This is a genomic window from Paraburkholderia sp. DD10, from assembly GCF_049177125.1.
In the GTDB taxonomy this organism is placed as follows: domain Bacteria; phylum Pseudomonadota; class Gammaproteobacteria; order Burkholderiales; family Burkholderiaceae; genus Paraburkholderia; species Paraburkholderia terricola.
In genome coordinates this window covers 2363832-2376206 of the sequence record NZ_CP185392.1, presented here as the reverse complement: position 1 = coordinate 2376206, position 12375 = coordinate 2363832, and the positions used below count along the sequence as shown (strand labels likewise).

Here is a 12375-nt window from a genome sequence, read left to right as displayed (position 1 = left end):
CGGCGCTGGAGCTTGGCGCGTCGTTGCGTTCGCCGTTGGTTCGGCGAGGCGCCAGTGATTTGATGGCATGGCGAGGCGCGCGGCACGTCATCAGCTTTCGTGATGTGGCGTTGGCGCGTGCGGCGCTCGCCGACCGCGCGCTTATTCGCTGCCGAGATAAAAATAGCGGAACAGAAAAATCGCCGCGATGATCCACACCACCAGCTTTACCTTGCGTGCCTGGCCCGTCAGCAGTTTCAGTCCGGCGTAGGAAATGAATCCGAACGCGACGCCGTTGGCGATCGAATAGGTGAACGGCATCAACAGCGCAGTCAGCGAGGCCGGCACGACTTCGGTGGCGTCGTCCCACGGCAGGTCGAGCATTTCCCGCAACATCAGGCACGACACGTACAGCAACGCCGGTGCGGTCGCGTAGCCGGGCACCACGCTCGCCAGCGGCGCGAAAAACAACGCCGCGAGAAACAGCACGGCGACGGTGATCGCGGTCACACCCGTGCGGCCGCCCGCTTGCACGCCCGACGCGCTTTCGATGTACGCCGTGGTCGAAGACGTGCCCAGCATCGAGCCAGCCAGAATCGCCGTGCTGTCCGCGAGCAGCGCGCGGTTCAGCCGGTGCATCTTGCCTTCCACGAGCAGCCCCGCGCGGTTGGCGACCCCCATCAGCGTGCCGGTCGCGTCGAACAGTTCGACAAGGAAGAACACCAGGATCACGTTCAGCACGCCGGTGGAGAGCGCGGCGCGTATGTCGAGCTGGAACAGCGTCGGTGAAATGGACGGCGGCGTGGAGACGATGCCGTGGAACGCGTTGCCGCCGAAGAAAAAACTCAGCACTGTCACGCCCACAATGCCGATCAGGATCGCGCCGCGCACCCGCAGATAGTCGAGCGCGACGATCGCGAAGAAGCCGACCGTCGCGAGAATCACGTGCGGGTTGTGCAGATCGCCGAGCGTGACGAGCGTGGCCGGGTTGCCCACCACGACGCCCGCCGTCTTCAGCGAAATGATCGCGAGGAACAGGCCGATGCCGCCGGTGATCGCTATGCGTATCGAATGCGGAATGCCGGTGACGATCGCTTCGCGCACGCGAAACAGCGTGACGACCAGAAACAGGCAGCCGGAAATGAACACCGCGCCGAGCGCGGCCTGCCACGTAAAGCCCATGCCCTTGACGACGGTGTACGCGAAGTACGCGTTCAGGCCCATGCCGGGCGCGAGCGCGATCGGGTAATTCGCGTAGAGACCCATGATCAGCGAGGCGAGCGCGGCCACGAGGCAGGTCGCGACGAACACCGAGTCTTTCGGCATGCCGGCGTCGCCGAGAATGGCCGGATTGACGAAGATGATGTAGGCCATCGTCAGGAAGGTGGTCACGCCGGCGAGCACTTCGGTGCGTAAGGCCGAGCCGGATTCCGTAATGCCAAAGTAACGGTCGATCTTGTTCATTGCTTGCATTCCCCCACGAGTCCCCAAAAGCTTAGTCGCAACGACGCCACCTGATGGGTCGAAATTAAATGACGGGCGAAAAAGAACACATGTTGGACATATTTGTCAACAAATCGCTTTTGCTCGGAATTCATCGAGCAGGTCGCTGCGAGGTCGTGCAGGAAGATGGGTTGGGGAATTTGTGCCTACGCCCTGAGCACTTTCAGGCGTTGGGTTCGCACCTGGCCGATGCGAATAGCGATTCAGTCATGCGAACGCAGCCCTCAAACCCGAAGGATGCAACTGCGGGCTGGGATATGAACTCGCCGGCATGGACGAGGGTGTGTCGGTCCTCATAGAGGCGGACGAGGGATGCGTGCCGGACATCTTTTCCGTTGACCGTCTCGACGGCGAACCTCTTGTCACCTACCCGGAAGCGGGCGACTCATCGATGATCGTGAACAGCAACAGACGCGTTGGCGGAGCAGACGTTCGCCATGTCCACGGCGGATTTGATTCGTAGCCTGTCGCTGTCATGGAGCCCGGCAACGCATACTCGAAGGCAAGCCGCGGCATCACGCCGGCGGCTTCCCAAACCGCTCCATCACCGCGCTCAACAAATCGATCGGCAGCGGAAACACAATGGTCGAATTCTTATCCGCGGCGATCGTCGTGAGCGTTTGCAGATAGCGCAACTGCATTGCCTGCGGTTGCCGCGACAGCGTCTGCGCCGCCTCCAGCAGATGCTGCGACGCCTGCAACTCGCCTTGCGCGTGAATCACCTTGGCGCGCCGCTCACGCTCGGCTTCCGCCTGGCGGGCAATTGCGCGGATCATCGTTTCGTTGATATCCACGTGCTTGATTTCGACGATCGACACCTTGATGCCCCACGCGTCGGTCTGGGCGTCGAGCACTTTCTGGATGTCGGTGTTCAGTTGCTCACGCTCCGCGAGCAGTTCGTCGAGTTCATGCTTGCCGAGCACCGCGCGCAGCGTGGTCTGCGACAACTGGCTGGTCGCCTCGAAGAAACGCGCCACCTGAATCACCGCTTTCTCGGGATCGACCACGCGGAAATACACCACCGCGTTGACCTTCACCGAGACGTTGTCGCGCGTGATGACGTCCTGCGGCGGCACGTCGAACACGACGGTGCGCAGATCGATGCGCACCACCTGCTGCACCACCGGAATGATCAGCACCAGCCCCGGCCCCTTGACCTTCCAGAAGCGCCCGAGCATGAACACGACGCCGCGTTCATACTCCCGAAAAATCCGTATCGACGAAGCAATCAGCGCGGCCGCCAGCAGAATCAGAATGCTGCTGAAGCCGAATGTGAAACCGATCATGAGCGTTCTCCTTGTTGTAGCGTTTCAACGGGCTCGACCGTCAGCGTCAGTCCGCGCCGCGCGGTGACGCGCACCATTTGCCCTGCCGCAAGCGGGGCCGTGCTGGACACCCGCCAGCGCTCGCCATGCACGCGCGCCCAACCGGCCGGCGTGCCGCCTGTCCCGGGCGTCGCGCCGGGCTCCGCCAGCAGACCCTCGTCGAGCACCACGCCGATATTGCCGATCAGCGCCTCCGAACCGCTCACCACGGGCCGCCGCCGCGCGTGCAACGCGAGCCGCGACACGCCCAGCACGAACAGCAGGCTGAACACGGCGACCGCCGCGATCATCGGCAGCGGGATGCCGTAGCCGGGCACGTCGGTGTCGATCAGCATCAGCGCGCCGATCACGAACGCGACGATGCCGCCGAAGCCGAGCGAGCCGAAGGTCGGCAGAAATGCCTCGCCGATCAGGAACGCGATGCCGAGAAAGATCAGGCCCAGGCCGACGTAGTTGACCGGCAGCATCTGCATCGCGAAGAGGCCGAGCAGCAGACTGATCGCGCCGACCACACCCGGCAGCACGAAGCCCGGATTGGCGAATTCGAAGAAGAGCCCGTACATGCCGAGCATCAGCAGCACCAGCGCGACGTTCGGATCGGTGATGACCGCGAGAAAGTGGCTGCGCCAGTCGGCTTCGAGCGTCGCGACGGCGGCGTTGGCGGTGCTGAGCGTGACGTTGCCGGCGCTCGTGACGAGCGTGCGGCCGTTCAGTTGGCGCAGCAGGTCCGGTACGTCGCGCGCGTTGAGATCGACCACGTGCTGCGCGAGCGCATCGGCGGCCGACAGGCTCACGGCTTCGCGCACCGCGCGCTCGGCCCAGTCGGCGTTGCGCCCGCGCATTTGCGCGAGACCGCGAATGTACGCGGCGGCGTCGTGGACCTGCTTGCGCAGTTCGGTGGACTGCGTGTCGAGCGGCAGTGCGGCGCTGGCCGCGCTGGCGGCGCTGGTGGCGCTGGCAGGGGCCGCCGCCGAGGGTTTCGACGCGCCGTCGCCGCCCCCGATGCCGGGCAGGCCCGGTGCGCCGCGGCCCCCCGGCGGCTCCGTGCCGCCGATGCCTACCTGGATCGGCGTCGCCGCGCCGAGATTGGTGCCCGGCGCCATCGCCGCGATGTGGCTGGCATAAACGATGTAGGTGCCGGCGCTCGCGGCGCGCGCGCCGCTCGGCGCGATGAAGGTGGCGACCGGCACCGGCGAGCCGAGAATCGCCTTGATGATCTGCCGCATCGACGTATCCAGGCCGCCGGGCGTATCGAGTTGCAGCACGGCGAGTTGCGCGTGCTCGTCGGCGGCGCGTTGCAGGCTGCGCACGATGAAGTCGGCGCTGGCCGGACCGATCGCGCCGCTCACCGGAATCACCACGACGCCATGAGGCGCGGCCGCGGCCCGCAGCGGCGGCGCGGCGCTTTCGAACGACGCGAAGCCAAAGGCCAAAAGCGCGGCTAGCGCGGTCATGCCGCGCATCAAGCGGCCCACGGCTCCGCCACGGATAAGCGAAGGACGCGGACCGGATTGCCGGAACGGGAGACGCGGATACGTGCTCATCGCTGACGGCTGCCGCGCCGGGTCTGTCGAGACTGATCGAGGATGTTCGAGGCCGATCGACCGGCGCGGGCCGATACCTCCAGAAGAAGGCTGGCCTGCTTTTAACAGCTTAGTCCGATTCCGCGCGCCGCGTGAGGTCCGCGCGCGCCAACCGGTAATCGGTCGGCCGCATGCCGGTCCATTTGCGAAACGCGCGATGGAACGCGCTCGGTTCCGCGAAACCCACCGCGGCGGCGATGTCGGCAATGGTGCGGTCGGTATCCTGCAACTCGCCGATTGCGATGTCGCGCCGCAAGTCGTCCTTGATCGATTGATACGTATAGCCTTCCTGCTTCAGACGCCGCCGCATGGTCGCCTCGGCGACGTGCAGGCGCGCGGCCATCTGGTCGGCGGCGGGCCAGCCGGCCATCGGCAGCGCGCGCAGCAGCTTGCGCACGCGCGCCGCGAGCGAGCCGGGATTGCGGTACTTGACGACAAAACTGCCGGGCGCGTCGCGCAGGAACGGTTTGACCGACTTGCCCGTCTGGATCACCGGCAGATCGAGAAACGCGGGCGAGAGGTCCACATACGACTCGCCTTGGCCGAACGTCATGTGATCGCAGAACATGAGCCGGTATTCGTGCGCGGCGGGCGGCTCGGCGCAGCGAAAGCGCGCCTCGATCAAGGGAATGCGCCGCCCGACCAGCCAGCACAGCAGGCCGTAGACGAGGATGAACCACGTTGCATAGGCGAACATGGTCGGCGGCTTCGTGCCTTCGCGCTCCGTGAAGCGCAGCCGCACCCGTTGGGCGTCCGTTTCGATCAGCACGCCGAGGTCGTCCAGCACCAGCCGCATGAAGCCGACCGCGCGCGCGAGCGCTTGCGCGCCGTTGCGGGCGGTCAGCGCGGTTTGCGTCATCGCGATGAAGCTGCCGCTTTTCATGCGATGTGAATCCTGGCCGAGGAATTCGTCGTCGAGCGCGCGCGCGATGCCGGCCCACAGCGCGCCGTATTGCGCCGACGATACGCGGCTTTTCGGCGATGCGAGCATCGGCGCCGCGATGCCGGCCGCTTCGGCGAGCGGCAGCGTATCCAGACCGCGTGCGCGCGCCAGTGCCAGGGTTTCCTCTACCAGGCTGACCGAAATCGTGCCTTTATCGTTTTTTGGGTGTTTCATGCGTATCTGGCAAATGCGCTCAACGTTTGGCTGGTGGCGATTCGAGAAGCCCTTGAAAGACGGCGCGAATCTTCGTGGCATCGTACCAGCATGGCAAATGCGCTCAGCCAGATTGAGCGGGCTGAGCATCGAACCCGCCTGTCGGCTTCCCTACACTGGCCCTGAGCCGACCGCACGCAACGCGATCGGCCGCACAGGACAGGACACGCGCCTCATGGACAGCTTCTACACCGACGAGCAACGGATGATCCGCGACGCCGCTCGCGACTTCGCGACCGAGCGCCTCGCGCCACACGCGGCGCAGTGGGACCGCGACGCGCGATTGCCCGCCGACGTCGTCACGCAGATGGGCGAACTCGGCTTTCTCGGCATGATCGTGCCGGCCGAGTGGGGCGGCTCGTACACCGACTACGTGGCTTATGCGCTCGCGCTCGAAGAGATCGCCGCCGGTTGCGCCGCCTGCGCGACGCTGATGAGCGTGCACAACTCGGTGGGCTGCGGGCCGATCCTCAACTTCGGCAGCGACGCGCAAAAAGACCGCTATCTGCAAGACCTCGCCACCGGCCGGTGCATCGGCGCGTTCTGCCTGACCGAGCCGCAAGCCGGGTCCGAGGCGAACAATCTGCGCACGCGCGCCGTGCTGCGGGACGGCAAATGGCTGCTCAACGGCAGCAAGCAGTTCGTGACCAACGGCGCGCGCGCGGACCTCGCGATCGTGTTCGCCGTCACCGATCCCGATCGCGGCAAACGCGGCCTGTCCGCCTTCATCGTGCCGACCGATACGCCGGGCTTCAACGTCGGCAAGCCGGAGCACAAGCTCGGCATTCGCGCTTCCGACACCTGTCCGATTTCCCTCGACGATTGCGCCGTGCCCGAAGCCAATCTGCTCGGCGAACCGGGCGAAGGCTTGCGCATCGCGCTATCGAATCTGGAAGGCGGGCGCATCGGCATCGCCGCGCAGGCGGTCGGCATCGCGCGGGCCGCGTTCGACGCCGCGCGCCGCTATGCGAGCGAGCGCGTGCAGTTCGGCAAGGCGCTGAAGGATCATCAGACCATCGCCAACATGCTCGCCGACATGGCCACGCGCCTGAACGCCGCGCGGCTGCTCGTGCATCACGCGGCGCGGCTGCGCTCGGCGGGCAAGCCGTGTTTGTCGGAGGCGTCGCAGGCCAAGCTGTTCGCGTCGGAACTGGCCGAGGAGGTCTGCTCGAACGCGATACAGATTCACGGCGGCTATGGCTATCTCGAGGACTACGCGGTGGAGCGCCACTACCGCGACGCCCGCATCACGCAGATTTACGAAGGGACCAGCGAAGTGCAGCGCATGGTGATCGCGCGGCATGTTTAGCGCGATCGTGGCGGAGTTTGAGAGCAGAATAGGCTGCGGATGGAGAGTGTGGGGCGAAGTAGAAGCGGACGCATACCGCGCCACCTAACGCCATATTCATGGGACCGGAGCGCGCTGCGTGGGACCGGAGTAAGTGCTGAAGCACTAACTCCGGATCGACATAAGCGCTAAAGCGCTAACTCCGGTCGACAGCGGTGCATGGGACCGGAGTAAGCGCTGAAGCGCTAACTCCGATCGACAGGAGACAACGATGACCACGGCGCAACCCTTTTTCGACGCGCGCGATCTGCTATTGCGCCATCGAACCGACTACGACCGCGCATACCGCGAATTCGCGTGGCCCGCATTAGGCGAGTTCAACTGGGCGCTCGATTACTTCGACGTAATCGCCCGCGACAACCACAACCCCGCGCTGTGGATCGTCGACGATCCCACCGGCGACGGTCTGCGATTGTCCTACGCGCAGATGTCCGAGCGTTCCGCGCGCATGGCGAACTTTCTGCGCGGCGTGGGTGTCGCGCGCGGCGATCGTCTGCTGCTGATGCTGCCGAACCGCGTCGAGCTATGGGACGTGATGCTCGCGGCGATGAAGCTCGGCGCAATCGTGCTGCCCGCCACCACCCAGCTTTCCGCCGACGACGTGCGCGACCGCGTGCAGATCGGCGGCGCGAATTTCGCGGTGGTCGATAGCGCCGAGTCGGCGAAATTCGACGCGCTCGACGTGCCGCTCACGCGCATTTCAGTCGGCACGCCGCGCGACGGCTGGATCGATCTGGCCGCGGCCTATGACGCATCGCCGCAATTCACGCCCGACGGCGTCACGCGGGCGAGCGATCCGATGCTGCTGTACTTCACCTCGGGCACCACGTCGAAGCCCAAGCTGGTCGAGCATACGCACGAGAGCTATCCCGTCGGGCATCTGTCGACGATGTACTGGATCGGTCTGCAACCGAACGACGTCCATTGGAATATCAGTTCGCCGGGCTGGGCCAAGCACGCGTGGAGCTGCTTCTTCGCGCCGTGGAATGCGCAGGCTTGCGTGTTCGTGTTCAACTTCGCGCGCTTCGTGCCGAAAGATACGCTCGACGCGCTGGTGCGTTTCAACGTCACCACGCTGTGCGCGCCGCCAACTGTATGGCGCATGCTCGTTCAGGAGCCGCTCGCCGACTATCCGGTCAAGCTGCGCGAGATCGTCGGCGCGGGCGAGCCGTTGAATCCCGAGGTCATCGAACGGGTCAGGCACGCGTGGGGCATCACGATTCGTGACGGCTTCGGCCAGACCGAAACCACCTGCCAGATCGGCAATTCGCCGGGGCAACCAGTCGTGCCGGGGTCGATGGGACGTCCGCTGCCGGGCTACAGGATCGAACTTCTCGACGCCGACGATCAACCCGTCACCGAAGGCGAAATCGCGTTGCCGCTGGCCGAGCGTCCGCTGGGTTTGATGACGGGCTACGCGAATAACGCGAACGCCACCGCGCAAGCGATGCGCAACGGCTTCTATCGCACCTCCGATGTGGCGCTGCGCCGCGACGACGGTTATTACGTGTACGTGGGCCGCGCCGACGACGTCTTCAAATCGTCCGACTACCGGCTGAGCCCGTTCGAACTCGAAAGCGTGCTGATCGAACACGAGGCGATCGGTGAAGCCGCGGTGGTGCCGAGCGCCGACGCGCTGCGCCTGGCGGTGCCCAAAGCGTTCGTCACCGTGCGCCAGGGCTACGAAGCCGGGCCCGAACTGGCGCGCGCCGTGTTCGCGTTCTCGCGCGAAAAGCTCGCGCCATACAAGCGGATTCGCCGACTGCAATTCAGCGAACTGCCGAAAACCATTTCCGGCAAGATTCGCCGCGTCGAATTGCGGCGCCGCGAAATGGAACGCGAGGCCGAGCCCGCGCGCCTGCCAGGCGAGTACTGGGAAGAAGACTTCCCGGATCTGCGTTGATTTTTCATTTCCATCGAGTCACTGTCCGGCCGCCGCGCGGCCATCGCACAGGAGTTCCAGCATGAGCGCAATTGCTTCGAACAACGCCGGGCGCGCGGTTGCCGCCAATGCCGCCGCAACCGCCATCGCCACCGTCAAGCTGTTGATCAACGGCGAGTTCGTCGAATCGAAAACCATCGAATGGCGCGACATCGTCAATCCCGCCACGCAAGAAGTGCTGGCGCGCGTGCCGTTCGCCACCGCCGACGAAGTGAACGAAGCGATCCGCTCCGCGCATGCCGCGTTCAAGACCTGGAAGGACACGCCGATCGGCGCACGCATGCGCATCATGCTGAAGTACCAGGCGCTGATTCGCGAGCACATGCCGCGCATCGCCAGGACCTTGAGCGCCGAGCAGGGCAAGACGATTCCCGATGCCGAGGGCGATATCTTCCGCGGTCTCGAAGTGGTCGAGCATGCGTGCTCGATCGGCAGCTTGCAGCAGGGCGAATTCGCGGAGAACGTGGCGGGCGGCGTGGATACGTACACGTTGCGTCAGCCGCTCGGCGTCTGCGTCGGCATCACGCCGTTCAACTTCCCCGCGATGATCCCGCTGTGGATGTTCCCGATGGCGATCGTCTGCGGCAATACCTTCGTGCTGAAGCCGTCCGAGCAGGACCCGTTGTCGACGATGCAACTGGTTGAACTCGCGCTCGCAGCGGGCGTGCCGAAGGGCGTGCTGAACGTCGTGCACGGCGGCAAGGAGGTGGTCGACGCGCTCTGCACGCACGAAGCGGTGAAGGCGATTTCCTTCGTCGGTTCGACGGCGGTCGGCACGCACGTCTATCGCCTCGGCAGCGAACACGGCAAACGCGTGCAATCGATGATGGGCGCGAAGAACCACGCCGTCGTCCTGCCCGATGCGAACCGCGAGCAAACCTTGAATGCGCTGGCCGGCGCGGGCTTCGGCGCGGCGGGGCAGCGCTGCATGGCGACCTCGGTGGTGGTGCTGGTCGGCGCGGCGCAGCAGTGGTTGCCCGATCTGATCGCCAGGGCGAAAGCGCTCAGGATCAACGCGGGCAGCGAGCCGAATACGGACATCGGCCCGGTGGTCTCGCGCGCGGCGAAGCAGCGCATTCTCGGCCTGATCGAAGCGGGCGTGAACGAAGGCGCGACGCTCGCGCTCGACGGCCGCGGCGTGAAGGTGCCCGGCTACGAGGAAGGCAATTTCATCGGCCCGACGGTTTTTACCGGCGTCACGACCGCAATGGAAATCTATCGCACGGAAATTTTCGGGCCGGTGCTGCTCGTGCTGAACGCCGCCACGCTCGACGACGCAATCGAACTCGTCAACCGCAATCCGTTCGGCAACGGCGTCGGCCTCTTTACGCAAAGCGGCGCGGCGGCGCGCAAGTTTCAGAGCGAGATCGATGTCGGCCAGGTCGGCATCAACATTCCGATTCCCGTGCCGGTGCCGTTCTTCAGCTTTACCGGCTCGCGCGGTTCGAAGCTCGGCGACCTCGGTCCCTACGGCAAACAGGTCGTGCAGTTCTATACGCAGACCAAGACCGTCACAGCGCGTTGGTTCGACGACGACACGGTCAACGACGGCGTGAACACGACCATCAGCCTGCGCTGATCGCTCGGGTTCATTGCTTTGCATGGGACAGGAGACGGCATCATGAAAATAGGCTTTATCGGACTCGGCAACATGGGCGCGCCGATGGCGCTCAACCTGCTCAAGGCGGGTCACGCGGTCAACGTGTTCGACCTGAATGCGCAAGCCGTGCACGCACTCGTCGACGCGGGCGCCAAGGCGGCCGGCTCGCCGAAAGACGCGGTGACGGACGTGGAATGCGTGATCACGATGCTGCCGGCCGCCGCGCACGTGCGCAGCGTGCTGACCGCGGACGACGGCGTGTTCGCCGGCATCGCCAGGGGCGTGACGATCATCGATTCGAGCACGATCGACCCGCACAGCGTCAGGGCATTCGCCGAACTCGCGAAGCAGCGCGGCAACACCTTCGTCGACGCGCCCGTCTCGGGCGGCACGGGCGGCGCGGCGGCGGGCACGCTGACCTTCATGGTCGGCGGCAGCGCAAGCGCCTATGAAGCGGTCAAGCCGGTGCTTTCGGCGATGGGCAAGAACATCGTCCATTGCGGCGACACCGGCACGGGCCAGGTCGCGAAGATCTGCAACAACCTCGTGCTCGGCATCACGATGGCGGGCGTGGCCGAAGCGATGTCGCTGGGCGAGGCGCTCGGCATCGACACCAAAGTGCTGGGCGGCATCATCAATACGTCGACGGGGCGTTGCTGGAGTTCGGACACGTATAACCCGATGCCCGGCGTGATCGAGACCGCGCCGTCCACGCGCGGCTATACCGGTGGCTTCGGCACCGACCTGATGCTGAAGGACCTGGGCCTCGCCACCGACGCCGCGAAAGCCGCGCGTCAACCGCTGTATCTCGGCGCATTGGCTCAACAGCTTTATCAGACGATGAGCACGAAAGGCGCGGGACGTCTCGACTTTTCCGCCGTCATCAAGCTTTATCGCGGCGACGCTGGCGACGGCAAGAACGGAGACGCGCGATGATCGAACTCGACTACGCGCACGAGGGCGCCGTCGCGCTGCTCACGTTGAAGCGGCCGCCCGCGAACGCTTTCACGCCCGAGGGCTTGCTGCTGTTGCAACGAACGGTCGAGCGTCTGAACGGCGAGGCGCAAGTGCGGGCCATCGTCGTCACCGGAGATGGGCCGAAGTTCTTCAGCGCGGGCGCCGACCTGAACACCTTCGCCGACGGCAACCGCGAAGTCGCGCGCACGGCGGCCATGCGTTTCGGCGCGGCGTTCGAGGCGTTGCAGAATGCGCGCCCCGTGGTGATCGCGGCGATCAACGGCTATGCGATGGGCGGCGGCCTCGAATGCGCGCTGGCCTGCGATATCCGCATCGCCGAGCAGCATGCGTTGCTGGCCTTGCCCGAAACCGCAGTCGGTCTGCTGCCGTGCGGCTGCGGAACGCAGACGCTGCCGTGGCTGGTCGGCGAAGGCTGGGCCAAGCGGATGATTCTCACCGGCGAGCGCGTCGACGCGGCCACCGCGTTGCGCATCGGTCTGGTCGAGGAAGTGGTGGAAAAGGGCGCCGCGCGCGAGGCCGCATTGACGATGGCGGCGCGTGTCGCGACGCTGAGTCCGCAAGCGGTCGGCTTCAGCAAGACGCTGATTCATCAGGCCCGCAACGGTGTGCCGCGTGCGGCGGCGTTGGCGGTGGAGCGCGAGCGCTTTGTCGATCTGTTCGACGGTGTGGATCAGCGCGAAGGGGTGAACGCGTTCCTGGAGAAACGCGCGCCGCGCTGGCAGGTGACGCAGGCGGGAACCGGGGAGCAGAGCTAGAGAGGCGAGCGCGCGGCAGGGGCGAGAGAGCATGGGTTTTGCCCCGACATGCAACGCGTCGGCGAGCGCCCCGTGGTTCGTTCATGGCGCTCGCCACACCTACGCGTTCAACGGCTGTGCGTCGTGCTGTTCTACTTCGTCACGAGGAGCGGGGCGATGGCGGCCCCGCTTCTTGCGCTTACCATCGGCCGAACCGCTCGACCCGA

9 protein-coding genes are annotated in these 12375 nt (G+C 65.6%); 5 read left to right on the top strand and 4 right to left on the bottom strand.

Features of this window, described 5'->3' with window-relative positions; all coding sequences use genetic code 11:
- Positions 1 to 141 precede the first annotated feature (141 nt).
- The 4 genes from ACOCG7_RS10830 to ACOCG7_RS10815 form a co-directional block, all read right to left on the bottom strand.
- Positions 142 to 1443, bottom strand: coding sequence for an NCS2 family permease (locus tag ACOCG7_RS10830; RefSeq protein WP_421375455.1), 1302 nt, complete (start codon positions 1441 to 1443; stop codon positions 142 to 144).
- Positions 1444 to 1997: 554 nt separating this feature from the next.
- Positions 1998 to 2768 carry a slipin family protein gene (locus ACOCG7_RS10825; RefSeq protein ID WP_073429277.1) on the bottom strand — a complete coding sequence of 257 codons (771 nt, stop codon included), beginning with the start codon at positions 2766 to 2768 and terminating at the stop codon, positions 1998 to 2000.
- Positions 2765 to 4351 (bottom strand): NfeD family protein, encoded by a 1587-nt coding sequence (locus ACOCG7_RS10820; protein WP_421375452.1) that lies wholly within the window; start codon positions 4349 to 4351, stop codon positions 2765 to 2767. The genes ACOCG7_RS10825 and ACOCG7_RS10820 overlap by 4 nt, the downstream gene beginning before the upstream one ends.
- A 109-nt stretch (positions 4352 to 4460) precedes the next feature.
- Entirely contained in the window at positions 4461 to 5636 is a 1176-nt protein-coding gene (locus ACOCG7_RS10815) for an AraC family transcriptional regulator (protein ID WP_374710249.1), read from the bottom strand.
- An 85-nt stretch (positions 5637 to 5721) separates the two neighbouring features.
- On the opposite strand from ACOCG7_RS10815, the gene ACOCG7_RS10810 reads away from it, so the two are divergent.
- From ACOCG7_RS10810 to ACOCG7_RS10790, 5 genes are all read left to right on the top strand, one after another.
- Positions 5722 to 6855: an acyl-CoA dehydrogenase family protein gene (locus tag ACOCG7_RS10810; protein WP_073429274.1), complete on the top strand. Its 1134-nt coding sequence runs from the start codon at positions 5722 to 5724 to the stop codon at positions 6853 to 6855.
- A gap of 250 nt (positions 6856 to 7105) precedes the next feature.
- Positions 7106 to 8797 carry an AMP-binding protein gene (locus ACOCG7_RS10805; protein WP_073429273.1) on the top strand — a complete coding sequence of 564 codons (1692 nt, stop codon included), beginning with the start codon at positions 7106 to 7108 and terminating at the stop codon, positions 8795 to 8797.
- A 61-nt stretch (positions 8798 to 8858) separates the two neighbouring features.
- On the top strand, positions 8859 to 10415 hold the full coding sequence (locus tag ACOCG7_RS10800; protein ID WP_073429272.1) for a CoA-acylating methylmalonate-semialdehyde dehydrogenase: 1557 nt from the start codon (positions 8859 to 8861) through the stop codon (positions 10413 to 10415).
- Positions 10416 to 10457: 42 nt separating this feature from the next.
- Positions 10458 to 11372, top strand: a complete 915-nt coding sequence (gene mmsB, locus ACOCG7_RS10795; protein ID WP_421375449.1) for a 3-hydroxyisobutyrate dehydrogenase — start codon at positions 10458 to 10460, stop codon at positions 11370 to 11372.
- Positions 11369 to 12169: an enoyl-CoA hydratase gene (locus ACOCG7_RS10790; RefSeq protein WP_154872636.1), complete on the top strand. Its 801-nt coding sequence runs from the start codon at positions 11369 to 11371 to the stop codon at positions 12167 to 12169. The genes mmsB and ACOCG7_RS10790 overlap by 4 nt, the downstream gene beginning before the upstream one ends.
- Positions 12170 to 12375: the final 206 nt, after the last annotated feature.